This window comes from Aquimarina sp. Aq107, assembly GCF_943733665.1.
Classification (GTDB): Bacteria; Bacteroidota; Bacteroidia; order Flavobacteriales; family Flavobacteriaceae; genus Aquimarina.
In genome coordinates this window covers 743,410-769,247 of sequence record NZ_OX030782.1, presented here as the reverse complement: position 1 = coordinate 769,247, position 25,838 = coordinate 743,410, and the positions used below count along the sequence as shown (strand labels likewise).

General features: G+C 32.8%; 20 protein-coding genes and 1 pseudogene. 10 read left to right on the top strand and 11 right to left on the bottom strand.

What is annotated here, in order from left to right:
- Positions 1 to 278 precede the first annotated feature (278 nt).
- On the top strand, positions 279 to 3,443 hold the full coding sequence (locus NMK29_RS02985) for a T9SS type A sorting domain-containing protein (RefSeq protein ID WP_254097156.1): 3,165 nt from the start codon (positions 279 to 281) through the stop codon (positions 3,441 to 3,443).
- A gap of 82 nt (positions 3,444 to 3,525) precedes the next feature.
- On the opposite strand, the gene NMK29_RS02980 is transcribed toward NMK29_RS02985, so the two are convergent.
- From NMK29_RS02980 to NMK29_RS02945, 8 genes are all read right to left on the bottom strand, one after another.
- On the bottom strand, positions 3,526 to 6,978 hold the full coding sequence (locus NMK29_RS02980) for a pyruvate carboxylase (protein WP_108803427.1): 3,453 nt from the start codon (positions 6,976 to 6,978) through the stop codon (positions 3,526 to 3,528).
- A gap of 175 nt (positions 6,979 to 7,153) precedes the next feature.
- Complete coding sequence (locus NMK29_RS02975; protein ID WP_234424267.1) at positions 7,154 to 8,287, bottom strand: TRAP transporter substrate-binding protein; 1,134 nt, start codon at positions 8,285 to 8,287, stop codon at positions 7,154 to 7,156.
- 30 nt (positions 8,288 to 8,317) lie between these two features.
- Complete coding sequence (locus NMK29_RS02970; protein WP_108803426.1) at positions 8,318 to 9,664, bottom strand: TRAP transporter large permease subunit; 1,347 nt, start codon at positions 9,662 to 9,664, stop codon at positions 8,318 to 8,320.
- Positions 9,664 to 10,170: a TRAP transporter small permease subunit gene (locus NMK29_RS02965; protein ID WP_108803425.1), complete on the bottom strand. Its 507-nt coding sequence runs from the start codon at positions 10,168 to 10,170 to the stop codon at positions 9,664 to 9,666. Before NMK29_RS02965 ends, NMK29_RS02970 begins: the two co-directional genes overlap by 1 nt.
- Before the next feature lie 93 nt (positions 10,171 to 10,263).
- Positions 10,264 to 11,025: a peroxide stress protein YaaA gene (yaaA, locus tag NMK29_RS02960; RefSeq protein WP_108803424.1), complete on the bottom strand. Its 762-nt coding sequence runs from the start codon at positions 11,023 to 11,025 to the stop codon at positions 10,264 to 10,266.
- Positions 11,026 to 11,205: 180 nt separating this feature from the next.
- Entirely contained in the window at positions 11,206 to 11,397 is a 192-nt protein-coding gene (locus NMK29_RS02955; RefSeq protein WP_027392365.1) for a cold-shock protein, read from the bottom strand.
- A 118-nt stretch (positions 11,398 to 11,515) separates the two neighbouring features.
- Positions 11,516 to 12,565 carry an RluA family pseudouridine synthase gene (locus NMK29_RS02950; RefSeq protein WP_234424266.1) on the bottom strand — a complete coding sequence of 350 codons (1,050 nt, stop codon included), beginning with the start codon at positions 12,563 to 12,565 and terminating at the stop codon, positions 11,516 to 11,518.
- A 25-nt stretch (positions 12,566 to 12,590) separates the two neighbouring features.
- On the bottom strand, positions 12,591 to 13,169 hold the full coding sequence (locus NMK29_RS02945; protein WP_108803423.1) for a PASTA domain-containing protein: 579 nt from the start codon (positions 13,167 to 13,169) through the stop codon (positions 12,591 to 12,593).
- 94 nt (positions 13,170 to 13,263) lie between these two features.
- Between NMK29_RS02945 and NMK29_RS02940 the strand changes: the two genes are divergently transcribed.
- The 8 genes from NMK29_RS02940 to NMK29_RS02905 all read left to right on the top strand — a co-directional run bounded on the left by NMK29_RS02940 (position 13,264) and on the right by NMK29_RS02905 (position 20,212).
- The gene (locus NMK29_RS02940; RefSeq protein WP_108803422.1) at positions 13,264 to 14,244 is read left to right on the top strand and encodes a D-alanine--D-alanine ligase; all 981 of its coding nucleotides are present in this window, start codon (positions 13,264 to 13,266) and stop codon (positions 14,242 to 14,244) included.
- An 84-nt stretch (positions 14,245 to 14,328) separates the two neighbouring features.
- On the top strand, positions 14,329 to 14,790 hold the full coding sequence (gene coaD, locus NMK29_RS02935) for a pantetheine-phosphate adenylyltransferase (protein WP_027392368.1): 462 nt from the start codon (positions 14,329 to 14,331) through the stop codon (positions 14,788 to 14,790).
- 29 nt (positions 14,791 to 14,819) lie between these two features.
- Positions 14,820 to 15,560, top strand: coding sequence for a hypothetical protein (locus NMK29_RS02930; protein ID WP_234424265.1), 741 nt, complete (start codon positions 14,820 to 14,822; stop codon positions 15,558 to 15,560).
- On the top strand, positions 15,560 to 15,952 hold the full coding sequence (locus tag NMK29_RS02925; RefSeq protein ID WP_108803421.1) for a VOC family protein: 393 nt from the start codon (positions 15,560 to 15,562) through the stop codon (positions 15,950 to 15,952). The genes NMK29_RS02930 and NMK29_RS02925 overlap by 1 nt, the downstream gene beginning before the upstream one ends.
- Positions 15,953 to 16,007: 55 nt before the next feature.
- On the top strand, positions 16,008 to 17,402 hold the full coding sequence (locus tag NMK29_RS02920) for a DUF1800 family protein (RefSeq protein ID WP_108803420.1): 1,395 nt from the start codon (positions 16,008 to 16,010) through the stop codon (positions 17,400 to 17,402).
- Positions 17,403 to 17,412: 10 nt separating this feature from the next.
- Positions 17,413 to 18,606: a DUF1501 domain-containing protein gene (locus NMK29_RS02915; RefSeq protein ID WP_108803419.1), complete on the top strand. Its 1,194-nt coding sequence runs from the start codon at positions 17,413 to 17,415 to the stop codon at positions 18,604 to 18,606.
- 343 nt (positions 18,607 to 18,949) lie between these two features.
- Positions 18,950 to 19,291 carry a hypothetical protein gene (locus NMK29_RS02910; RefSeq protein ID WP_108803418.1) on the top strand — a complete coding sequence of 114 codons (342 nt, stop codon included), beginning with the start codon at positions 18,950 to 18,952 and terminating at the stop codon, positions 19,289 to 19,291.
- Positions 19,292 to 19,387: 96 nt separating this feature from the next.
- On the top strand, positions 19,388 to 20,212 hold the full coding sequence (locus NMK29_RS02905) for a class I SAM-dependent methyltransferase (protein WP_159092215.1): 825 nt from the start codon (positions 19,388 to 19,390) through the stop codon (positions 20,210 to 20,212).
- 11 nt (positions 20,213 to 20,223) lie between these two features.
- Here NMK29_RS02905 and NMK29_RS02900 read toward each other — a convergent pair whose 3' ends face one another.
- Positions 20,224 to 21,822, bottom strand: a complete 1,599-nt coding sequence (locus NMK29_RS02900; RefSeq protein WP_108803416.1) for a SulP family inorganic anion transporter — start codon at positions 21,820 to 21,822, stop codon at positions 20,224 to 20,226.
- Positions 21,823 to 21,973: 151 nt separating this feature from the next.
- Between NMK29_RS02900 and NMK29_RS02895 the strand changes: the two are divergent.
- Positions 21,974 to 23,720, top strand: a pseudogene (locus NMK29_RS02895) (M14 family metallopeptidase).
- Positions 23,721 to 23,722: 2 nt separating this feature from the next.
- Here the strand turns inward: NMK29_RS02895 and NMK29_RS02890 are convergent.
- Both NMK29_RS02890 and NMK29_RS02885 read right to left on the bottom strand, forming a co-directional pair.
- The gene (locus tag NMK29_RS02890; RefSeq protein WP_108803414.1) at positions 23,723 to 24,403 is read right to left on the bottom strand and encodes an ATP-binding cassette domain-containing protein; all 681 of its coding nucleotides are present in this window, start codon (positions 24,401 to 24,403) and stop codon (positions 23,723 to 23,725) included.
- Positions 24,400 to 25,317, bottom strand: a complete 918-nt coding sequence (locus tag NMK29_RS02885) for a hypothetical protein (RefSeq protein WP_108803413.1) — start codon at positions 25,315 to 25,317, stop codon at positions 24,400 to 24,402. Before NMK29_RS02885 ends, NMK29_RS02890 begins: the two co-directional genes overlap by 4 nt.
- Positions 25,318 to 25,838 lie beyond the last annotated feature (521 nt).

Below are 25,838 nucleotides of genomic sequence, written 5' to 3'. Positions count from 1 at the left end.
GTAAAAACTATTAACCTATACACTACCAATAGTAGACACCTAAAAATCTGCATTTTACATCATTTTCAGTCATTCAAGTAGAACTATTAGATAAGCCTTTTTAATGTTAAAGTTATTAACAAAAAATAATTATCTATCTTTACGCCGTAAACATTTAACATCCTTTAAGTCATAACAGTAGAGACTCTTATACAAATAAGCCCCCAATCTACATTGTTAATAACTTTTAAGCCCAGTGTTAACAACTCTGAGAAAGGTGTATTTAAAATACTTGTAAAGTGAGAAAAATTATATTCTTTTTTTTATCAATAACCTTCGTATATCAGGTTAACAGCCAGTGTACCATACAAAATACTGATGAAACTCAAATAGGTGCTACTGTAGGTGTTTCGGGGCAAAGTTTTATCCCAACCTGTAATGGAGTTTTAAATTCGATAGGTGTGGTAGCTACCTTTAGCACACTGGTTACTGTGAATATTAGAAACGGAGAAGGATCTAGCGGAACTTTATTAGGCACGTTAACAAATCAATCTACCAGCCCATCAGGAAATCCAATAACATATTCCGTATTCGATTTTTCATCATTAAACATTATACTAATTGCTGGACAATCTTACACCTTTGATGTATCTAATGAGATAAATTTAATTTTTGATAATGAGAATACTTCAGACTATGTAGATGGATTACGATATCAAAATGGAATTGCTCAACCAGGAACTGATTTACTTTTTACATTAGACCTTACTGCGATTCCTTGTACTGATCCGGATATCCCTGCGGTTACATATGCTCCAACTATTCTTTGTGAAGGTGATACAACAACACTTTCTATTTCTGGAAACTTAAACGACGCAACAGAATGGCATATATACACAGGAACTTGTGGAGGCACAGAAATCGGAACTACTAGCACATCGTCATTTGTGGTTACTCCTTCATCACCAAGCACTACATATTTTGTAAGAGGTGAAGGAGGTTTATGTGTTGTCCCTGGTGCGTGTGCAAATGTTACGGTCAATGTCAATGCAAATGATGTTGCAAGTTATTCAGCACCCGCAGATTTATGCATTAATGCTGGTATACAAAGTAGTTTAGGAGGCGGAACTCCAACTGGAGGGATTTATTCCGGTCCTGGTGTTACAGATAACGGTAATGGACTTACCTACAACTTTAATCCAACTATTGCGGGTATCGGAACGCATTCAATCACTTACACAAGTGCAGGCACTTGTAACGATAGCTCAAGTGATTCTATAGAAGTATTTGATTTGCCTACTGTAACTTTTAGTGCGCCAGCAGATATATGTATTGATCAAGGAATACAAACCGGATTAACTAGCGGAAGTCCTACTGGAGGAACATATTCTGGAAATGGAGTAACTGATGATGGAAATGGAACAACATACTCCTTTAATCCTACAACAGCAGGTGCAGGTATTCATACGATAACATATAGCTTTACAAATGCTAATGGATGTACTGACACAGCTTCGGATACTATAGAAGTATTTGACTTACCTATTGTAACTTTTAGTACGCCAGCAGATATATGTATTGATCAAGGAATACAAACTGGATTAACTGGCGGAAGTCCTACTGGAGGAACATATTCTGGAACTGGAGTAACTGATGATGGAAATGGAACAACATACTCCTTTAATCCTGCAACAGCAGGTGCAGGTGTTCATACAATAACATATAGCTTTACAAATGCTAATGGATGTACTGACACAGCTTCGGATACTATAGAAGTATTTGATTTGCCTACTGTAACTTTTAGTGCGCCAGCAGATATATGTATTGATCAAGGAATACAAACCGGATTAACTGGCGGAAGTCCTACTGGAGGAACTTATTCTGGAACTGGAGTAACTGATGATGGAAATGGAACAACATACTCCTTTAATCCTGCAACAGCAGGTGCAGGTGTTCATACAATAACATATAGCTTTACAAATGCTAATGGATGTGCTGACACAGCTTCGGATACTATAGAAGTATTTGATTTGCCTACTGTAACTTTTAGTGCGCCAGCGGATATATGTATTGATCAAGGAATACAAACCGGATTAACTGGCGGAAGTCCTACTGGAGGAACTTATTCTGGAACTGGAGTAACTGATGATGGAAATGGAACAACATACTCCTTTAATCCTGCAACAGCAGGTGCAGGTGTTCATACAATAACATATAGCTTTACAAATGCTAATGGATGTACTGACACAGCTTCGGATACTATAGAAGTATTTGATTTGCCTACTGTAACTTTTAGTGCGCCAGCGGATATATGTATTGATCAAGGAATACAAACCGGATTAACTGGCGGAAGTCCTACTGGAGGAACTTATTCTGGAACTGGAGTAACTGATGATGGAAATGGAACAACATACTCCTTTAATCCTGCAACAGCAGGTGCAGGTGTTCATACAATAACATATAGCTTTACAAATGCTAATGGATGTACTGACACAGCTTCGGATACTATAGAAGTATTTGATTTGCCTACTGTAACTTTTAGTGCGCCAGCGGATATATGTATTGATCAAGGAATACAAACCGGATTAACTGGTGGAAGTCCTACTGGAGGAACATATTCTGGAAATGGAGTAACTGATGATGGAAATGGAACAACATACTCCTTTAATCCTACAACAGCAGGTGCAGGTATTCATACAATAACATATAGCTTTACAAATGCTAATGGATGTACTGACACTGCTTCGGATACTATAGAAGTATTTGATTTGCCTACTGTAACTTTTAGTCCGCCAGCGAATATATGTATTGATCAAGGAATACAAACCGGATTAACTGGTGGAAGTCCTACTGGAGGAACTTATTCTGGAACAGGAGTAACTGATGATGGAAATGGAACAACATACTCCTTTAATCCTGCAACAGCAGGTGCAGGTGTTCATACAATAACATATAGCTTTACAAATGCTAATGGATGTACTGACACAGCTTCGGATACTATAGAAGTATTTGAACTTCCAGACACTTCTGTAGACGACTCCTCATCACCTACATTTATGGCCAATATTTCTGGAGCTTCTTACCAATGGATTGACTGCGATACTAATACTCTAATACCTGGCGAAACAAACCAATCTTTTACTGCAATAGAAAATGGTAATTACGCTGTAGAAATCACCTTAAATGGATGTTCTGAAAGATCTTCTTGTTTTCTTGTTGCTACCCTTAGCGTTGAAGAAGAAGAATTAAAGGATCAAGATTTACGTATTTACCCTATTCCAACAAAAGGCATATTAAATATATCTACTCCTATAAAAAAAGTAACCATATTTAATGTGATAGGTAAAATAGTTTTTGAAAGCAATACTAATACTTTTGATATTTCAGAATTAAACTCCGGTATTTACTTTGTAAATATTGAAGGAGAAAAAGGAAACACTGTAAAAAGAATTATAAAAGAATAAATTCTTACATGTGATCAAAAAAAGTCTCTAAGTTTTTAAGCTTAGAGACTTTTTTGTTTTCTAAATAAATATTGAATATTTATTATTTCAGTACAATTACTAAATCATCCGCTTCAACCATTGTTCCAGATTTTAAAACTATTTTTTTAACAGTAGCATCTTCATTTGCAGTAATTGTAGTCTCCATTTTCATAGCTTCAATGATAAAAAGAGGGTCGTTTTTCTTTATCTCTTGCCCACTTTTCAACAATATTGAGGATAGTGATCCCTGCAAAGGTGCTCCAATTTGTTTAGCATCTGCTTTATCTACTTTTGCATGTACTATTTTATCAACTTTAATTGAGTTATCCTTAATCTCCACATTTCTAGTTTGACCATTTACTTTAAAGAAAATAGTAACCATTCCGTCATCATGTGGTTCACCAATAGATATTAATTCAATTAATAAGATTTTACCTTTGTCCAACTCTATAATAATTTCCTCTCCTGGAATCATTCCATAAAAGAAATTTTTAGTTGGAATATTCATCACATTACCATACTTAAGATGGTGATTATATGCTCCTGTAAATACTTTTGGATATAATTTATAAGAAAGGAAATCTGTTATATCTAGATCTCTCCCCATCCCTTTCTTAAAGACTTTTACAAAATCTTTAAACTCCGTTTCAAAATCTACTGGCTCTAAATGTGCATTCGGTCTATTGGTAAATGGTTTTTGATCTTTTAGAATTGATTTCTGAAGATCTTTCGGAAAACCACCTTCTGGCTGACCTAATTCTCCTTTGAATAAACTAACAACCGACTGCGGAAAAGAAATAGTTTCTCCTCGTTCTTTAACATCTTCAATCGTTAAATTATTACTTACTAAATATTGGGCCATATCACCTACCACCTTAGAACTTGGAGTAACTTTTACAATATCACCAAATAGTGTATTAACTTCTCCATACATTTTGGTAATCTCATGGAAACGATCTGCTAATCCTAGACCTTGCGCTTGTGGTTTTAAATTAGAATACTGTCCACCTGGAATTTCATGCTGATATACTTCACCTGTTCCTGCTTTTAGACCGGATTCAAAAACGTAATAATACTCACGAACAGCTTCCCAGTAATTAGAATATTCGTTTAACTTTACAGTATCCATTGGATTCTCCCGGTCATGGAATTTCAACATCTCCATGATTGCATTAAAATTAGGTTGTGCAGTTAATCCAGAAAGTCCACCTAATGCAACATCTACAACATCAACTCCTGCTTCTATTGCTTTTAAATACGTTGCCGATTGCACAGATGAAGTATCGTGCGTATGTAAATGTATTGGAATATTAATTTCTGATTTCAAAGCGGATACTAATTCATATGCCGCATATGGTTTTAGCAAGCCAGCCATATCTTTTATCCCTAATATATGAGCTCCAGCATTTTCTATATCTTTTGCCAATTGCACATAATATTCTAAAGTATATTTAGTGCGCTTCGGATCTAAAATATCACCTGTATAACATAATGAACCCTCTGCAAGTCCTTCTGTTCTCGTTCTGACATGTTCGATACAAGGTGCTATCGATTTCATCCAGTTCAATGAATCAAAGATCCTAAATACATCTACTCCATTTTCCCAAGATTGTTCGACAAATTTGCCAATCAAATTATCCGGATAAGCTGTATATCCAACACCATTAGAACCTCTAATCAACATCTGTAATAACAGATTAGGCATAGCTTTTCTCAAAGAACGAAGACGTTCCCAAGGATTTTCCTTTAAAAATCGAAGACAAACATCAAAGGTTGCTCCTCCCCAAACTTCCATACTAAAAACCTCTGGATGATTTTTCGCAAAGCCTTCTGCAACTTTAAGCATATCATACGTTCGCATTCTTGTTGCAAGTAAACTTTGATGCGCATCACGCATTGTGGTATCTGTAAAATGAACCTTCTTCTCATTTTTTAACCAAGAAGCGAATTTCTCAGGCCCCAGTTCTGTAAGTAAATCCTTTGTTCCTTTTTGATAATCAGCCTTCTCTTCAAATTTAGGAATTTGAGGGACTACAAAAGTCTTAGTTGGATCTATATTTTTAACATCAGAGTTACCGTTTACAATAATATCTCCTAAAAAATTAGCTAATTTAGTAGCTCGATTACGAGATTCTTTAATTTTAAAAAGTTCCTTTGTATCTCTAATAAAATTAACGGTTACCTCACCTTTTCTAAAAGTGGTATGACTTAAAATATTATCTAAAAAAGGCATATTCGTTTTTACACCTCGAATTCTAAATTCAGATAATGCTCTACGCATTTTTCTACATGCTCCGTCTAAAGTCCTACTATTAGCAGAAACCTTTACTAGCATTGAATCAAAGAAAGGAGAAATAGTTACTCCTTGATATACACTACCTGCATCTAATCGAATTCCAAAACCTGATGCACTTCTATAGGTAGTTATGGTTCCATAATCAGGTTTAAAATCGTTTTCCGGATCTTCTGTGGTGATCCTACATTGTACTGCATATCCATTTACTTTCAAACTTTCTTGACTTTCGATCTTAATCTGTTTGTCAGACAGTTGATATCCTCCCGCAATAAAAATTTGTGTTTTAATTAAATCAACACCTGTAACAATCTCAGTAACTGTGTGCTCAACTTGTACACGAGGATTTACTTCAATAAAATAAATACTTTCATCATCATCAACTAAAAATTCTACGGTTCCAATATTATTATAATCTACTGCACCACAAATTTTTAACGCATACTTATATAGATTATCTAAAATCTCCTGCGAAACTCCATATGAAGGAGCATATTCTATTACTTTTTGATAACGTCTTTGTACCGAACAATCACGTTCAAAAAGATGTACCATATTTCCATGATGATCCGCTACAATTTGTATCTCAATATGTTTTGGATTTTCTACAAACTTTTCTAGAAAAACAGTATCATCACCAAATGCATTTAAAGCTTCTCTTTGGGATTCTGGATATGCTTTTTCTAATTCTTCGACACTTCTAATCACACGCATTCCTCTTCCTCCTCCTCCAGAAGCTGCCTTTAACATCACAGGAAACCCTATACGTTTTGCTTCTTTTATAGCAATTTTTACGTCAGTAAGATCTTCTTTATTACTTTGAATAATTGGAATATTATTAGCGATAGCAACTTCTTTTGCCATAATTTTATCTCCCAATGAACGAAGTACTGATACTTTAGGACCTATAAAAATAATCCCGTTTTCTTGACAGCTTTGGGCAAAATCAGCATTCTCTGATAAGAATCCATATCCAGGATGTATTGCATCTACATTATTCTTTTTTGCTACCTGAATAATCGCCTCAATATTTAAATATGGCTTTAAAGGTTCATTATCAGCACCAATTTGATAAGCTTCATCTGCTTTATATCGGTGTAATGAATACCTATCCTCATAAGTATATACTCCAACCGTCTGTAGACCAATTTCTGTACACGCTCTAAAAATTCGGATGGCAATTTCACCACGATTAGCAACTAAAACCTTTTTGATTTGCATGATTGTAATTTTGTGTTTAAATAATATTTAGCGAACATTCGCTGCGAAGATATCGATTAGTATGAATACTTGCAATACATTTTAAACAGAATAAATCAAATAATTAAGTTTTATATTAATAATTAACTAATTCGCTCTTCCTGTTATGTTCCATACTTTTATATAAATGCGCGCACTACTTCTGGATCTTATTATAATAAGCTTTCTCAGTAACCTCAGACCATTTAGAAATTCTTTTCTGAAAACCAGAATAACTTTCATAAACTTCTCTTGATAATGGATCATCTCCTATCATCTCTTCTATAGCCTCATCAGTAAAACCTCTTAAAGCATCCAGAGTTTCTTTTGAAAATTCTCTAATCTCTACCCCTTCTTCATTAACTAATTTATCTAAATAAATACCATTTTGTTTATCAAACTCTGACAACACCCAAACCTGAGCTCGTTTTGCAGCTGCTTGTAATACGGCTTGCAAATGAGGTGGTAAGCCATCGTGTAAATTTTTATTAACAAAAAATTCCAATTGAGAACCAGTTTCATGCCAACCTGGTGTATAATAATATTTTGAAATTTTATGAAAACCCATTTTATAGTCATGATAAGGTCCAATCCATTCTGTAGCATCAATAACTCCCCTTTCTAAACTGGTATAAATTTCACTACCAGCTACTAAAACGGCAGCTCCTCCTGCTTTTTCGAGAACTTTACCTCCGATCCCTGGTAGACGCATTTTAAGTCCTTTAAAATCTTCTATAGAGTTAATCTCACGATTAAACCATCCACCCATTTGGACTCCAGTATTCCCTCCCATATAAGGCACTAGGTTAAATTTCGCATAGGTTTTCTTCCAAAGTTCGTAACCTCCTCCTACCTCTAACCAAGATGTTATTTGCTGACTATTCATCCCAAAAGGAACTGCTGCAAAAAATTGTGCAGCAGGAGTTTTACCTGCCCAATAATATGCTGCTCCACAGCCCATCTCAATGGTTCCCTGAGAAACTGCATCAAAAGCTTCTAAAGGAGGTACTAATTCTCCACCTCCATATACTTTAATTTTAATCTGACCATTAGAAAGCTCATCTACCCACTTAGCATACTTCTCTGCTACTTCTCCCACAACAGGAAAATTAGGAGGCCAAGTTGTAGTCATTTTCCAATGAAACACTTTATTCGGTTTCGCTATATCATATGATGCAGGGTTACTCATACTAGCAGGTGGTTCACCCAAACAAGACAGAACTAAAGTTGTCATTACAGTTAGTATAAAACCTCTAATAACTCGTGTTCTTTTTACTGAATTTAAATTCATAGTTCTATATTTATAAAGTAACTTAAAAAATTAGTCTCCGTTAAAAATAATCTCGGGAAAAAACATTACTAAACTTACAATGATAAGTTGAATTATTATAAAAGGTATAATACCTCGATATATTTGACTGGTTCTGACGGTTTCTGGTGCAACACCTTTTAGATAAAATAAAGCAAAACCGAATGGCGGAGTAAGAAACGAAGTTTGTAAATTCAATGCCATTAAAATTCCGACCCAAAGCATATTCATATCAAAAGCATTAAAAATTGGGGTTACAACAGGCACTATTATAAATACAATCTCTATAAAATCTATAAAAAATCCTGCTACAAAAATCACAACCATTACTAACAACAAAAACATCATTGGAGTCAGTTGAGATGACATAATCAATTCTTGAAGATATCTATCTCCACCTAATGTTCTAAAGACCAATGTAAATGTAGTTGCGCCTAACAATATAAAAAACACCATAGATGTTAAACGAGTTGTCTCCTGCGCAACTTCTTTAAGTATTTTAAGCGAAAACTTTTTCTGAATAATGGTTAAAAAAGTTGCTCCTAATGCTCCTATTGCTGAAGCTTCGGTAGGAGAAGCAACACCTGTAAAAATGGAACCCAATACGATTACAATTAACAGCACTGGTAGTAATAAAACTTTAATGATTTTAGAAGTAAAATTACTTCCGCGAAATGCTGCGATTTCTTCAGCTGGTATACTCGGGGCATCTTTTTTATGAAAAAATGACTTTAGTAATATATATAATATATATAAACCAACTAAAATTAAACCGGGCAGTAGAGCTGCAGAAAATAATGCGCCCACATCTACTGAAGCTGCTCCTCTTGATGAACTATTGATAGTATCAGCCAATAATACCAAAACTATAGAAGGAGGAATAATTTGCCCTAAAGTTCCAGAGGATGCAATTACTCCAACCGCAAGTTCAGTTTTATAACCTCTTTTTAGCATTGTAGGCAAACTAATTAATCCCATTGTCACTACGGTAGCTCCTACAATACCTGTAGAAGCAGCTAATAAAGCACCTACAATAACTACAGAGATTGCTAAACCTCCTCTTACACGACCAAACATCATTGCCATAGTTTCTAATAAACTTTGAGCAAGTCCGGATTTCTCTAGCATAATCCCCATAAAAATAAACAATGGAACTGCCATTAAAACATAATTATTTACAACTCCCATAATCCGAGAAGGCAATAAATAAAATGTAGACATTGTAAAATACTCTGGAGCAAAAATCGATATACCAAAAGCAAAAGCCACAGAAATCCCACCCAAAGTAAAGGCAACAGGATATCCTTTCAAAATTAAAATAAAGATAATTACGAATAGAACAATTGCTAAAAACTCCATTAATTATCTTTATTAAAAATTATTATATGAATTGATTTTAGCATCTGAGAAATGCCTTGTATAAGCAAAAACACAAATCCCAGTGTAATACAAAATTTAAGTACATAAAGTGCTGGCAACCCTCCCGCTTGTGGAGAAGATTCTTGTATCATAAATGATGACAAGCCATAGTACCAAGAAGAAACGATTACTACATAACACCATGGAATTAATAAAAAAGCTCCTCCCAGCAAATCGATCCAAGCTTTTCTTTTTTCAGAAAAATTAGTGTAAAAAACATCTACTCGTACATGTTTTCCGTGTTTAAAAGTGTATCCAGAACCTACCAAAAATAGAATACCAAATAAATAGATCTCCGTTTCGATCATCCAGATAAATGTAAATTGGAACACATACCTTATGATAACATCCAAACCAATTACAACTGCTAAAAAAACAGCAACCCAGCTTACTAAAGCGCCTGTTTTTTCGCCAATTCGATCAAGAAAACTTATGATTTTTTGCATCTACACTTGTATATAAATATATAAGTGTTGAAGATACTAAAATTAGATACAATTGTTGCTTTTGAAAATAATTTCCGGATAACTTAACGCTGCTTATCTCACAAAAACTAGCTCATTTTCTTTTGTTGTATACTCTTCACTAAAGCTATACCCATCATAATTAAATCCTTTTAATTCTTCTATGGTTTCTGCTCCTGTATCAATTATATAACGTACCATCATACCACGGGCTTTTTTCGCGAAGAAACTAATCATCTTTAATTTATCTCCTTTCCAATCTTTAAACTGTGGGGTAATAATAGGCACCTTTAATGCCTTCTTGTCAATCACACTGAAATATTCATTACTTGCTAAGTTCACAAACAACTCATCGTCCTGTAGCTCCGAATTAATTTGTTCGGTTACTTGTTTTTTCCAAAACTCGTATAAATTATTTTTACGCCCTACCTTAAGTTTAGTACCCATTTCTAATCGATATGGTTGCATTAAATCTAATGGCTTTAGAATTCCATATAAGCCAGAAAGTATTCTTAATTTATCTTGTAGAACATCTAATTTATCTTCTGGAATACTATAACCATCTAACCCTACATAAACATCGCCTTTAAATGCATACACAGCTGGCCTGGCATTATCCGAAGTAAAAGGAATATTCCAATCTTGATTACGCTGCCAATTTAATTGAGCTAAATTATCACTAATACTCATCAGATCAGACAATTTCTTAGGTGTTTTCTTCTGAAGAACAGAATTTAACTTTTCAGCTTCAGCTAAAAATAATGGCTCTGTATATTTTTTAGTTGGTAAAGGCGTTTCAAAATCTAAAGATTTTGCTGGAGATACTACAATTTTCATTCAGATGACTTTTATTTATCCAAAAGTACGATAGTACGGCGACATATAAAATCAGCATAAGTAATTCTTGTCTATCGGAGTATTAGAATCTTCTATTTACTCCCAAACTAAACATAGAATCATAAAAAAAGCCCGTCTAAAAAGACGAGCTTATGTTTTAAAAAAGTCAAAATGTATATATTATAATACTTTCACGTTTACCGCGTTCATTCCTTTTTTACCTTCTTTAAGTTCAAACTCTACTTCGTCACCTTCACGAACTTCGTCGATTAAGCCTGAAATGTGTACGAAATGGTCTTTGTTTGATCCTTCTTCTGTGATGAATCCAAATCCTTTGGAGTCATTAAAAAATTTTACTGTTCCTTTGTTCATTATAAATAATTAAAGCGCGAAGATAATATTATTTACCGAGCAATCCCTATTTATTTCAAAATAAAGTTTTTAGTAACGTTTTATTAATATTAGGAAACTTAATTTTAAAAGAAAAAAATCATTCGGCATCCAATTGATTCTTAGCATAATTCCTCCAACGCTCTACACATTTTGTCATATCCTCTGGTATAGAAGTTTCAAAATGCATTTTCTCACCGGTTACAGGATGTATAAAGCCTAAAGTCCTAGCATGCAGTGCTTGCCTTGGCAACACCTTAAAACAGTTTTCTACAAACTGTTTATATTTAGTAAAAGTGGTTCCTTTCAGAATTTTTTCTCCTCCATAACGTTCATCATTAAATAAGGTATGGCCTATATGTTTCATATGCACACGAATCTGGTGTGTTCTTCCTGTTTCTAATTTGCAAGAAACTAAGGTTACATACCCTAAACGCTCTATAACTTTATAATGCGTAACTGCCGGTTTTCCTTTATCAGCTTCATCTCCCACAAAAACTGTGTTTTGCAACCTATTCTTAGGGTGACGTCCAATATTACCTTCAATAGTTCCTTCATCTTCATTCATATTACCCCAAGCGATGGCAACGTATTCTCGCTCTGAAGTTTTATCAAAAAACTGTTTTGCTAGGTGTGTCATAGCATCTTCGGTTTTTGCTATTACTAACAACCCACTAGTATCTTTATCTATACGATGCACCAATCCAGGACGATCACTACTATTATTTGGGAGATTGTCGAAATGATAGATTAATGCATTAATTAAGGTTCCTGAATAATTTCCATGACCTGGATGCACTACCATTCCGGCAGGTTTATTAACCACTAACAAAACATCATCTTCGTATACAATGTCTAATGGAATATTTTCTGGAGTTAACAAATTCTCATAAGGGGGATGAGCAAACAAAACTCTAACCACATCATTTGGTTTCACCTTATGATTTGACTTTACAGGGATATCATTTACAAAAACACTACCATCCTTAGCCGCTTGTTGTATTTTATTACGAGTAGCATTTTCAACAAAATTCATCAAAAATTTATCCACTCGAAGTGGAACCTGACCTGCGCCAGCGACAAAACGATGATGTTCATATAAGTCATCTTCATTAGGTCCTAATTCTTCAATATTCGGATTCTCTTGCAAAAGTATTTTATTTAAGAATTTAATTTTATTGAGGAAGTCTTAAATTCCCACTCTCATCTCCTACTACTAAGTCAATAGTTGATGTTTTCATTATTTTATCTCCGGGCTTCAATCGCTTTCCTTTATATCTAAGTTCTAACACTTGATCTGATGGATCAGGTTTAAATGTTATAGATCCAATCTTAAAGCCTAAAGCTACCAATCGTGGCTCTACTTGCCTTCTAGTTTTACGTATAACATCTGGAACTTCAATTTTTCGATAACCCGATGGATTTAAAGTAACATAGATTTTTCTATTTTCCTTTACCATATTTCCTGCAGGAGGATTTTGTTCTATCACTGAATATCTTGGAAAATCTGGATTGAAATTTGCTGAATCTTGAACTTCAAATCGCAAATCTTTGGATTCCACAAGCATTTTAACCTCATCCAATGACTTCTTACTTAAGCTTGGGACCACTATTCGCTGATCGTGGTTTGTAGAGCTATCCAACCATTTTAGTGCTATAAAGCATAAGATTGCCGTCATAGCAACAGCTATTACTAGTTGAATAAGAAATGTCTTACTCCAAATAAATCTCAAAAGTCCTTTAAAAAATTCCATGTATCAATTGATAGTTTCGGCAAAGATATAAAAACGGAAACTTTTTAGCTTTTGTTGTTAGATAAATGATATTTTTGTTTGTAAACCTTATTCAATGAAGAAAAATATTGCCATCCTTATGGGAGGTTATTCCAGTGAATTTGACATTTCTATTAAAAGTGGAAATGTAGTATACAAACATTTGGACAAAAATATCTATGAACCTTATCGTATTCATATAACCAAAGATTCCTGGTATTACGTCAATGATAATAATGAAAAAGCATCAATAGATCGAAATGATTTTTCGTTAAACTTAAATGGGTCTAAAATTACTTTTGATGCTGCTTTTAATATTGTTCATGGGACTCCAGGAGAAGATGGATTATTACAGGCCTATTTTGAGCTGATTGGAATTCCACAAACTGCTTGTGATTTTTATCAGGCAGCACTTACCTTCAATAAAAGAGACTGTATCAGCACTTTAAAACCTTATGGTATCCCTACTGCTACAAATTATTTTCTAAATAAAGGAGATACTATAAACCCTAAAGCTATTATTGATATAGTGGGGTTACCCTGTTTTGTAAAAGCTAATAAAGCAGGCAGTAGTTATGGGGTTTCTAAAGTAAATAAAGAAGATGAATTACTTTCTGCAATAGATATAGCCTACAAAGAAGATGATGAAATTATCATTGAATCTTTCTTGAGCGGCACAGAGGTTTCTGTAGGAGTGATTACCTACAAAGGAAAAGATACTGTATTACCTATTACTGAGATTGTCTCTGAAAATGATTTTTTTGATTATGAAGCTAAATATTTAGGTAAATCACAAGAAATTACACCAGCTAGATTGAATGAAAACGATGAGAAAAAAGTAAAAGATCTAGCATTAAAAGTATATCAAATACTTAAAATGAAAGGCTTTTCGAGAAGTGAATACATTTTTCACAATGGCGAACCCCATTTTATCGAAATGAATACCAATCCAGGATTTAGTGAAGCAAGTATTTTACCACAACAAGCAATTGCGGCAGGGATTAGCTTACAAGATTTACTAACCAACACCATAGAAGAAGCAATAAAAGGATTATAAGTAAGTACATTCAAAATTAAGATTATACTAATTTTAAACTTTGTAACTTTACCTAATCTTTATATTAACATTGAGAAATCACTTATGAGAAGAGCTGTTTTCCCTGGTTCATTTGATCCTATAACTTTGGGACATTACGATATAATAGAAAGAGGATTAACTCTTTTTGATGAAATCATTCTAGCTATTGGTGTAAATGCTGAAAAAAAATATATGTTTTCACTTGAAGAAAGAAAGCATTTTATTGAAGAAGCATTTAAAGATGAACCTAAAATCAAAGTAATGACTTACAAAGGTCTTACAGTAGATTTTTGCAAACAGCAAGATGCTAATTTTATTCTACGAGGATTAAGAAATCCAGCTGATTTTGAATTTGAAAAAGCCATTGCTCATACAAACAGAAAACTAACTGAAATTGAAACTGTCTTTTTATTAACATCATCTGGTAAAAGCTATATATCTTCTTCAATCGTAAGAGACGTTATAAGAAACAATGGAGATTATACAGGTTTGGTACCAGATACCGTAATTGTCAAAAAAGAATAGAATTCGTAAAACCCCAAAAATATACCTACATGAAAACTACACCTATCACTAATAGGCTACTTATTCTTAGTGTTATCATTCTTTTTTATGCTTGTAGCAGTGATAATGATAATGAATCTGATGATAATACTATTGACCCTATAACTTGTCAAAACCCTGATAGTAGCATTTATGAAGAAAAAGACGGATTAGTAGCGGTCGAATTTGAAAGTATTAAAGACCATAACGATTGGATAAAAGAAAACACTACTACGGGATTCTTAGGAACACATTACTTGGTATGGAAAGATAATCAGTTCTTAAACGCTCCCGGCAACGGTCTGCTTACATACAAAATAAAAATCTCGAATCCAGGTGTTTATCGATTTATCTGGAGATCTAGAATAACCAATGGAACATCAGGATCTGAGCATAACGATTCGTGGTTGCGATTTGCAGATGCTTCCAAATTTTATGGAAAAAAAGGAGAAAGTATCGTTTATCCGGCAGATACTGGTCAATCACCAAATCCAAATGGTTCCAGCAAAGATGGCTGGTTTAAAATATACAAAAGCGGCCCGGCAGATCAATGGAAATGGCAATCTTCAACAAGTGATAATGATGCGCATGATATTTTTGTCGAATTTGATGCACCTGGCACCTACACTATGGAAGTTTCTGCTAGATCTACTTTTCATGCACTTGATAGATTTGCTCTATTCTCTGAAAACATTACACAAAATGATGCTACAAACGAAACTACTCCATTGAGTGAAATCATCTGTGACTAATGAAAAAAAGAAAAATTGGAACCGTTAGTATTGTAGTCAGAGAGTATGATGAAGCAATCCGATTTTATACCGAAAAACTAGGTTTTCAATTAATTGAAGATATCCAACTTGATAATAAACGTTGGGTAACCATAGCTCCAGAAAACAACTCGGAACCTTCTATTTTACTGGCAAAAGGAACCACTGCAGAACAGAAAAAAGCAATTGGAAATCAAACCGGTGGGAGGGTTTTTCTTTTCCTTCATACTGATAACTTTTGGAGAGATTACAATACAATGAAATCGAAAGAAGTTATTTTCCTAGAAAAACCCAGAGAAGAAATATACGGAACTGTGGTAGTTTTTGAAGATTTATATGGAAACAAGTGGGACCTTATAGAACCCAAAAAGTAAATTTCTCATTTAAACCTTTTTCCTAAATCACAGTCTTACTAAAAAGACTGCGATCATGAATACTTCTTTAACAGATAAACAAATACAACATCTCTATTGGCGTATTGGTTTTGGAATCGATTCTTCAGAATTAAAAAATGTTAGAAAATTTTCTAAAAACAAAATAGTAAATCATCTGTTTTCAGAAAGCAGACAAAGCACTAATCTATCCCTTGATTTTGGAGCTTTATTAAAAAATTCGCGAGATTTATCTAGAGAAGAACGAAAAGAGTTACGAAAACTTCGCAATAAAAAATTGTTAGAACTTAATGTTCTTTGGTTAAAACAATTAGTAGAAACCAAACAAGTCTTAAGAGAAAAGATGACATTGTTTTTCCATAATCATTTTGCTGTTAGATTAAAAACACCAAGAGCAGCATTGCATTTAAACAATATAATAAGAAAGCATGCATTAGAAAATTTTGGAGAGATGTTGATGGAAGTCTCTAAGTCTCCTGCCATGTTATTATTTCTAAACAATAGGCAAAATCGAAAAAATAATCCCAATGAGAATTTTGCCAGAGAAGTTATGGAGCTTTTCACACTCGGACAAGATAATGGATACACAGAAATAGATATAAAAGAAGCCGCAAGGGCTTTTACTGGATGGAATTTTAATAAAAGTGGAGCGTTTGTGTTTAGACAAAAACATCATGATTTTGGACCTAAAACTTTTCTAGGAAAAACTGGTGATTTTAAAGGGGAAGATGTTATCAAAATTCTTTTAGAACAAAAACAGACAGCGAAATACCTAGTCGAAAAGCTATATCGATACTTTGTTAATGAAAAAATAGAACCAACTCATATAAAAGAACTAACAAATATCTTTTACAACTCCAATTATGATCTAGAAAATCTAATGAGAGCCATATTCTTAAGTGATTGGTTTTATGAAACTCAAAACATAGGAGTAAAAATAAAATCACCTGTAGAGCTACTTGTCGGACTAAGTAAACCGTTTAGGATAGCTTATAAGGATCCAAAAGTACTATTATACCTTCAACGTAAACTAAATCAAACTTTATTTTTACCACCTAATGTCGCTGGATGGCCTGGTGGAAAATCTTGGATAGACAGCTCTACCCTAATGTTACGTTTAAAACTGGCATCCGTAACCCTAAACGATGGAGTTATTGAGTGGAATAACAATGATGATGGAACTACAGCAATGATGCGAGAAAAATTCTATAATAAAGTTAAATCAAAAATGCAAAGAAAAGTTAAAGCTACCCCTAATTGGCAGCTCTTTCTTGCTTCATTAGAAAAAGAAAATAAAGAAGAATTAATTGATTTTATAATACAGCCAGAATTATCAAATGGTGCAAAAATGGTTGTAAACAAACTAGATTCTAAAGACACTAAAAATTTTATAGTTGAATTAATGAGTTTACCAGAATATCAACTTTGCTAAAACCCTAATTATGGACAGAAGAGATTTTTTAAGACAATCAGTTTTTGCATCAGGAATAGCATTAGTTCCTTCATTCCTGAAAGGGATGGAATTTTTAACACCAGAACAATTATCTGGATATAAAAACTTAATCATTATTCAACTATCGGGCGGTAATGATGGTCTAAATAGTGTTATTCCTATTAATAATGATATTTATTATCGTTTAAGACCTACCATTTCTAAAAAAGCTACAGAGACTTTAAAAATGACTGATGATTTGGCGTTTAACAATAACCTGAAAGAGTTAAAAGAATTATATGATCTGGGAGAAGTGTCTATAATTAATAATGTAGGATACCCTAACCCTAATAGATCTCATTTCAGAAGTACGGACATCTGGCAAACAGCTAGTGATACTAACCAGTATTTATCTTCTGGTTGGGTAGGCAGATATCTCGATGCTAATTGCCAGCATCCGTATCAAGCAATAGAAGTAGATAGTTCACTATCACTTGCTATGAAAGGAAAAGATTTAAATGGTATTGCTGTTTCTGACCCTAACCAATTACATCGAACAACAAGAGAGCCTTTTTTTTATAATCTAGCGAAGAATACTAATGAAGAAATGCTAGATGAGGATAATCAAGGGTATCTATACAAAACAATGCTAGAGACTCATTCATCCGCCGCATACATTTACAATACTTCCAAAATCTATAAAACCAATATAGAATATCCTCAATCAACATTTGGGAGAAACCTAAAAACGATTGCTGATTTTATAGTATCTGGATTAAAAACACGGGTTTATTATAGTTCTCTAGGTGGTTTTGATAGCCATGTAAACCAAGTAAATAGTCAAGACCGTTTACTTAATGTATATTCTAAAGCAATTGGAGCTTTAGTAAAAGATCTTAAAAAGAATGATCGATTTAAAGATACGCTAATATTAACATTTTCAGAATTTGGTAGAAGAGTAAAACAAAATGGAAGTCATGGAACCGATCATGGAGCTGCCAATAATGTAATAGCTATAGGAGGTTCATTAAAAAAAGTAGGTATCTATAATGAATTATCTAATTTATCAAATCTTGATACTAATGGAGATATCAAGTATACGATAGATTTTAGAAGTATTTATGCCACAATTTTAAATAATTGGTTAGAAGTAGATGATCAACAAATTCTGAGTAATCATTTTAATAAACTTACTTTTATATAATAAAGTCTGCCCCTATATTCAATATCAATTTTTAGTTTTACAAACCATGTAGGTAGTTGATTACAAAATAAAAAACTTCGACTAAATACCTATTTAAACACTTTTAATAAAAACAAGGCAAAACTCACTAAAAATCAATGTTATTTATACTTTAATAAAACTCGAAACAATGAAAAACAACAAAAAACGTAACACATATTTTACGGTAAAACCGTAAAATATGTGTTGTTTGTCGATACAAAATAACCCTTCATCTAAAACATGTCAAAACATTTTATTCCATAACTATTTGATTGTAAATTTGATACAAATCAAGTAGTAAATTCATTAAGCCCCAAAAAATATGAAAACTATAATTCTTTCCATTTTTGTTTTGTTTTCTCTTACTACAATTAGTGCTCAAGAGACTACTTCTATAGAACCAACAAAAACTGAATCTAATAATGTAAAGAATACTAAAGTTGATTTTTATCAGACTTTAATTGCTGTAAATAATTTTGATATTAAAATTAAGAAAGTAGAAACTACAAGGGTAGAAACCAAAACTGATTTCTACAAGGCTTTAATGATTAAAAACGGTTTTATTAATGATAGCGAAAAAACTACTCGTTTAGCTAATAACAACTTGAAAGATAAGGACACTACAATTACCGACAGCACACAGATTACTGGATTATTGCCATAATTTTTTTGAATATATATACACTACGACACCACTATTTTCTTGCTTGATATTAGTGGTGTTTTTATTTTTTTACGTTTAAAAACGTTAAATTTATATATGCAAATCCACGAAACCGCCTTTATAGTATCTACATATCGCTCTTATCACGAGAATATTAGCAAAGATATTTATGCAAAATTATGGAACAACCCAAAAACAGAAGCTCTTATACCATCAATTACTAATGCGATATCTAAAGAAGAATCTATCTTACACAGTATCAGGAATAGATATTTTTATGAGAGATTGAAATCGTTTTTTAACCAAAACAATGGAGGAACATTGATCAATTTCGGAGCAGGTTTTAGTATGTATCAATTCTTACTGAATGATCATGTATCAACCATTGAAATCGACAAAGCGGATATTATTGAATACAAAAAGAGCAAAATAGATTTATGGACTCAAGAAGGTAAATTACCAAAACGTGATGTTCAATATCTAAGTCTTGATTTTAATCTGGATTCTGAAGAAAAGATGATTAATTCATTAAAAAAAATGATTGCAAAAGCACCTACTTTTATAGTACTCGAAGGTGTATTATTTTTTCTGAATAAAACTATTACACAAAAACTCTTTACCGTATTTAAAGGATTACAAAAACAAGGTGACCATATAGGGAGTGTATCATATATTCCTGAAATTGAAAAACTAGAGGTCTATAAAAGGTTATTGAATTATTTTGATTCTCATAATGATACAAATGATGCATTTGCTCATCAGACTATTCCAAATTCATATTATGAAAATGTCGATGGATATGTCTTAAAGGAGCATATTGATGAGTTTCAATTATCCAAACAGTATGATCCAGAATCTCAATTAGCTAGCGCAAATGATATACTCAATGAACATATGTATCTTTTAGAAAGAACGGATTAAGTATATAAACTTTATTTCATCACCTTTGCCATCACATGATATCTTGGATCATCAATATCATGTTCTATAACATTTGCTAATCTTGGAGAAGCTTTAATCATCAAAGCCTGACACTCTTCACTCAAATGTTTTACACGCACTGTTTTACCTGCTTCTTCATACTTACCTACTAAGTTAAAAATAGCCTCTAATGCTGAATGATCACTAACTCTAGATTCGATAAAATCAATTTCTACATTTTCTGGATCATTTGCCACATCAAACTTAGAATTAAAAGCCTGAATACTTCCAAAGAATAATGGCCCCCATATTTCATAAACTTTAGTCCCATCTTCTTTAATGTGCTTTCTTGCTCTAATTTTTTTCGCATTTTCCCAAGCAAATGCCAATGCAGACATAATTACTCCTGCAATAACGGCAACTGCTAAATCAAAAAACACAGTCAATGAAGAAACTGAGATCAATACAATTGCATCTGTTAAAGGAATTTTATTTAGTATTCTAAAACTAGACCAAGCAAATGTACCAATCACGACCATAAACATTACACCTACAAGCGCCGCAATAGGAACTTGCTCAATTAATCCAGATGCAAACAGTATAAACATTAAGAGCGTTACGGCCGCAACAATACCTGATAAACGTGTACGTCCACCACCTTTTATATTGATAATTGATTGCCCAATCATAGCACAACCACCCATTCCTCCAAAAAGACCTGTAACTATATTTGCACCACCTTGCGCAAGACATTCTCTGTTAGAATTTCCTCTAGTTTCTGTAAGTTCATCAATAAGATTAAGTGTCATTAGTGATTCTATCAACCCAATCGCAGCCAAAATCAATGCATATGGTCCTATAAACTTAAATGTTTCCCAGGTCATCGGAACCTTATTAAAAATATCAAACTGAAATTGTGGCAATCCTCCTTTTAGACCTTCTCCTCCTCCATCTTTAATAAAACTACCCACTGTAGCAACATCCAATTTACCCAAGATTACAATAGCCGAAACTATCAAAATAGCTATTAAAGCTTCAGGAAATTTAGCAGCAGCTTTTATTTTAGGAAGTCCCCACATAATTAACATTGTTAAAGCAACTAATCCTAGCATTAAAAACAATCCTGATCCTTGCATCCAAGCTTTTTCTCCTTGCACATACTCCTTAAACATCCCTAACTGAGAAAGAAAAATTACAATTGCTAATCCATTAACAAATCCCATCATCACCGGATGCGGTATTAAACGTACAAACTTACCAAGTTTAAAAACACCAGCTAGCATTTGGATAATACCCATTAAGATAACTGTAGCAAAAAGATAATACAATCCTAATTGTTCGCCCTCTGCTCCCATTGCATTTCCTTCTGCCACAAGGCTAACCATAACTACAGCAAGTGCTCCAGTAGCACCAGAAATCATTCCGGGACGCCCTCCAAAAATAGAAGTAATTAACCCAATCATAAATGCCGCATACAACCCTACTAAAGGATCTACCCCAGCCACAAACGCAAAGGCAACAGCTTCAGGAACTAAGGCTAATGCCACTGTTAAACCAGATAGAATATCATTTTTGGCATTTGCTACTCTTTTTCTTACAAACTCAGTCATAATCAGTCTATTTTGAGGCTGCAAAAATACAGTTATTTTATGTCCTGACAAGTAAAATCATAACCTATCTATTACCAGAACAAAACTAAAACGTTATAGAAGATCTTAAAAATATAAAACTTAGTATATTTATGCCTAACTCATATTGCTCATGCGAACCATTACTCTCATTATCAGCCTACTGTCAATTATATCTTGTAACTCTACTAAAAAAGATACTGCCGAAAACTTTGATTTTACCACTATTTTTGAAAAAAGTAATGGTACAGAAACCCCAACATATCCAGAAGTTATTACCTATTATCAAAATTTATCCAAAGTATACCCAGAAATCGATATCCAGGAAATGGGAAGTACAGATAGCGGTCACCCACTTCTTATAGTAACTCTTAATCCAGATCAAGTATTTGATTTCGAAAAAATAAGACAAAACAAACGTATTTTATTGATCAACAATGGAATTCATCCTGGAGAAAGCGATGGTATCGATGCAACGATGCTTCTTTTTAGGGATATTGCTAAAGGAACTATCAAAACACCAGAACATACTGTTTTAGTTACAATTCCGGTCTACAATATTGGAGGTGCGTTAAATCGAAATTCTGGAACTCGAACTAATCAAAATGGTCCTAAAGCATATGGTTTTAGAGGAAACTCTAGGAATTATGACCTAAATCGAGATTTTATAAAAAATGACACAAAAAATGCACAGACGTTTGCAGAGGTTTTTCATTTAACTCAACCAGATGTTTTTATTGATAATCACGTTAGTAATGGTGCCGACTACCAGTACACGCTAACACACCTATTTACTCAACATAATAAATTAAATGGAAATCTTGGTGATTATTTACACAACCAAATGCATCCACAGTTAGAAAAATCGTTATCAAACAAAAACTGGGACATAACACCTTATGTAAACGTTTGGGGGACTACACCAGATAAAGGATGGACTCAATTCATGGATTCTCCTAGATACTCAACAGGATACACAACACTATGGAATACCTTAGGAATGATGGTAGAAACTCATATGCTAAAACCATATAAACCAAGGGTACTAGGAACATATGAATTAATGAAATCTATGATTGATATCACCGAGAAAGATGGTGAAAAAATAAAAGATCTTAGGCAAAAAGCTTTTACCGATTTACCAAAACAAAAAACATACCCTTTAAATTGGAAAGTAGACACTACTAAAGCTACCTATTTTGATTTTAAAGGGTACGAAGGATCTTATATAAATAGCGAAGTTACAGGTTCGAAACGATTAAAATATGATCAAAATAAACCTTTTACCGAAAAGGTTAGATACCAAAACTATTTCTCTCCGACTTCCGAAATTACTATTCCTACATCTTATATAATACCCAAAGGTTGGTGGAATGTAATTGATAAATTAAATCTTAACAAAATATCATACAAAACTGCACAAAAAGACACAACAATCTCTGTAGAAGTATACCACATAAAAGATTATAAAAGTCGAAAAAACGCCATATGAAGGACATTATCTTCATTATGACACTGAAGTTAAAAAAAGTACAGAAACAATCACTTTTCGAAAAGGAGATTATATAATCCCAACAGATCAAAAAGGTTTTAGGTATTTACTAGAAACATTAGAACCAGAAGCCCCAGACTCTTTTTTCAACTGGAACTTCTTTGATACCATTTTACAGCAAAAAGAAGGGTTTTCTCCCTATGTTTGGGAAGATAAAGCACTAGAATTATTGAAAAATGACAGTAATCTTAAACAAAGGTTTGAAGACAAGAAAAATGACACTGTCTTTGCTAAAAACTGGTATGCACAATTAGATTGGATTCATAAACAGTCTGATAATTACGAGAAAGCACATATGCGCTATCCTATTTATAGAACCCTAAAATAACTTTATGTCAGATTTAGTTTGTCTATTTTAACCTTAATTCCTGATGCTTGCATCTCTTTTTCAATACTTTCGAATTGAGTTTTATCTACGCTTTTTACAATACTGCCATTTTTTAAATAATGTAAATAATCGCAGGTTTCATAAAGTGTTGAGAAAATATGAGATGATAATATTACTATTTTATTAAGTTGTTTTAACTTAATAAGAATCTCATTAATAACGGTATTGCTATATATATCTACCCCATTAAAAGGTTCATCTAAAATAAAGACGTCGTTATTCTGCAACAATATACCCGTTAACGCTAACTTTTTCTTCATTCCTGTAGAATACCTTTCTGCGTATTGTTGCAAGGGTAAATCAAAAATATTTTTCTCGTTAAAATCATTAATTTTAATATCCCTAGCATTACATAATAATTGCAAATACTCTTTTCCTGTAATTTTAGAAAGAAAAAAAGGATCTGTAGGCAAAAAACCCATTACATTCTTAATATTGCCGGCATCATAGTCGATAGCTCCACTAAAACTTTCCATCCCAGAAATAGACCTAAACAAAGTAGTTTTTCCAGCTCCATTTTCTCCTACTATACCATGAACTTCGCCAGGATTAAATGTTAGATTAACATCATTCAACACATGGTTATTACCGTAATACTTATCTAAAGATTTTATTGATATCATTTCAGCAAAAGATTTAAGTTACTCAAAGCTTTATTATAAAAATAAGGTAGTGTTATTATCATTAATGGAGGAAATAAAATACACAATACACCAATCACTCCTTGCATAATCTCTAATCCTTGACTCCGAAAAGCATATTTCATAAACACAAACATTATCAAATACATCCAACCCAACATTAAGAAAAGTACTGCTATGTATATCTGGTTCAAATAAAAAACAGATAAAAACACAAACATCGGAATAGTTAGCAGAGAACTATATTTGATTGCGATTAGCACTTTACGCATTAAAAACTCTTTAGAATTCATTGCATATATCCATATATAAAACTCTGGATCCTGCTTCATATAGTAACCGGAACAGGTCAAAAACACAGCTACGATAGCAAATAAACCTAAGTTAAAATTAGCTTTAACAATGGCTATAAATACCAAACCATATATCAATAAAAACAACCAAAAAGTTTTTCGAAATCCTATTATAAACTCAAAAGGTTTTTTATTAAATGGAGTTGGTATTACTAAGGACACTTTATTTCTTTTCTTAAATAACGAAACTAACAAAGTCAACAAAACGATAAAAACTACTTCCACATAGCATGCTTTATACAACAAAAATATTGCAAACGGTAATGCTCCTAGCAAACTATTGAGTAATTTGATTTTTCTAAGATTAAAACTTGAAAAATGTTGTTTTAAAAAACCACTATGTCCTGAACTACTAAAAGTATAAACAAAAGCAACACTCAATGCTATATAAAAATAAGATGCATAAGGTACTTTGTTAAAAAAAAATATTGACAACCAATAAAACAGTACAATAATAATAGGATACCCTATAATAGGTTCAGTCCCAAAATCTTTAAAAGAACGGTAAAGACGTTTACACTGTAATAGATAATAAAACTTCAAAGATTACTTATTAAAAAATGAATATATACCATTGGACATATCTTACTTACAAAAGTTACAATGTTTCTAATCATCTTACTTCAAAAAAAAGCATTTCTGAAAGATTATAAATTGTTTTAAGTTATTAAAAAAAACCTAGCAACTTAAAAAACACAATCATAAGTAACAGGAAACTCATTTAACACAATATAGCCTCGTATAATTAATCAATAAACTTTTATCATAATATTTAGCACTATTTTCATATACATATTGAATTATCACAAGTATTTATAATATTTTATTATTAAACCTTAACTATAATGAAACTGTTCTATAGAAGGTTTACTGAATAGTTTGATTGCAAATTTAAAAAGTGGGGTAGTTTGAAAAAGATGATTACTTTTGCAAATGATATTAACTTATCAAAACACTAGGAAACAACAATTAAGAATTAAATAGTTTTAATGCTTAAACAATCTATTGAACTGATTGCTATCAAGCAAAAAAATAGATTAAAGTAAAGAGGAATAATCATACTC

Coding starts and splice junctions, on each gene's coding strand:
- NMK29_RS02980 (WP_108803427.1), bottom strand. CDS start 6,978: ATGCAAATCAAAAAGGTTTTAGTTGCTAATCGTGGTGAAATTGCCATC.
- NMK29_RS02975 (WP_234424267.1), bottom strand. CDS start 8,287: ATGAATTTAAATTCAGTAAAAAGAACACGAGTTATTAGAGGTTTTATA.
- NMK29_RS02970 (WP_108803426.1), bottom strand. CDS start 9,664: ATGGAGTTTTTAGCAATTGTTCTATTCGTAATTATCTTTATTTTAATT.
- NMK29_RS02965 (WP_108803425.1), bottom strand. CDS start 10,170: ATGCAAAAAATCATAAGTTTTCTTGATCGAATTGGCGAAAAAACAGGC.
- yaaA (WP_108803424.1), bottom strand. CDS start 11,025: ATGAAAATTGTAGTATCTCCAGCAAAATCTTTAGATTTTGAAACGCCT.
- NMK29_RS02955 (WP_027392365.1), bottom strand. CDS start 11,397: ATGAACAAAGGAACAGTAAAATTTTTTAATGACTCCAAAGGATTTGGA.
- NMK29_RS02945 (WP_108803423.1), bottom strand. CDS start 13,169: ATGGAATTTTTTAAAGGACTTTTGAGATTTATTTGGAGTAAGACATTT.
- NMK29_RS02940 (WP_108803422.1), top strand. CDS start 13,264: ATGAAGAAAAATATTGCCATCCTTATGGGAGGTTATTCCAGTGAATTT.
- coaD (WP_027392368.1), top strand. CDS start 14,329: ATGAGAAGAGCTGTTTTCCCTGGTTCATTTGATCCTATAACTTTGGGA.
- NMK29_RS02930 (WP_234424265.1), top strand. CDS start 14,820: ATGAAAACTACACCTATCACTAATAGGCTACTTATTCTTAGTGTTATC.
- NMK29_RS02925 (WP_108803421.1), top strand. CDS start 15,560: ATGAAAAAAAGAAAAATTGGAACCGTTAGTATTGTAGTCAGAGAGTAT.
- NMK29_RS02920 (WP_108803420.1), top strand. CDS start 16,008: ATGAATACTTCTTTAACAGATAAACAAATACAACATCTCTATTGGCGT.
- NMK29_RS02915 (WP_108803419.1), top strand. CDS start 17,413: ATGGACAGAAGAGATTTTTTAAGACAATCAGTTTTTGCATCAGGAATA.
- NMK29_RS02910 (WP_108803418.1), top strand. CDS start 18,950: ATGAAAACTATAATTCTTTCCATTTTTGTTTTGTTTTCTCTTACTACA.
- NMK29_RS02905 (WP_159092215.1), top strand. CDS start 19,388: ATGCAAATCCACGAAACCGCCTTTATAGTATCTACATATCGCTCTTAT.
- NMK29_RS02900 (WP_108803416.1), bottom strand. CDS start 21,822: ATGACTGAGTTTGTAAGAAAAAGAGTAGCAAATGCCAAAAATGATATT.
- NMK29_RS02890 (WP_108803414.1), bottom strand. CDS start 24,403: ATGATATCAATAAAATCTTTAGATAAGTATTACGGTAATAACCATGTG.